This is a genomic window from Pseudomonas moraviensis subsp. stanleyae, from assembly GCF_036283065.1.
Classification (GTDB): Bacteria; Pseudomonadota; Gammaproteobacteria; order Pseudomonadales; family Pseudomonadaceae; genus Aquipseudomonas; species Aquipseudomonas stanleyae.
Genome location: NZ_JAADJI010000039.1, coordinates 1 through 321 on the forward strand (window position 1 = coordinate 1; position 321 = coordinate 321).

General features: G+C 55.5%; 1 pseudogene. It reads left to right on the forward strand.

The window, feature by feature from the left end:
* Positions 1 to 86: 86 nt before the first annotated feature.
* Positions 87 to 321 (forward strand): annotated as a pseudogene (locus GXB78_RS28010) (IS110 family transposase); the annotation flags it as partial.

A 321-nucleotide genomic window follows, 5' to 3' on the forward strand; every position in this document is an offset into this window, starting at 1 on the left:
TGTAATTAAATGGACTCGCCCAAGCCGAGGCGTCTGTGCGCCACGGTGGCATTCTTATAGAAGCCAACGACAGCGAGGGCGAGGCCATGAAAAAGCATACGACGATTGATCAATCTTTGTCAGCCGACGTGTCGGCATGCTCCACAGTTGCGATAGATCTTGCCAAGAGGGTTTTTCAGGTGGCTGGGGAGGATGCCCTCGGTCAGGTGATTTTCGAGGATCGAATCAAGTCGCGAGAAGCCTTTCAGGTATTTCTGCGAGGGCTTCCTGCGAGCGTCACGGTGTTAGTTGAAACCGGGCCCGGCGCTCAAGCATGGGCGC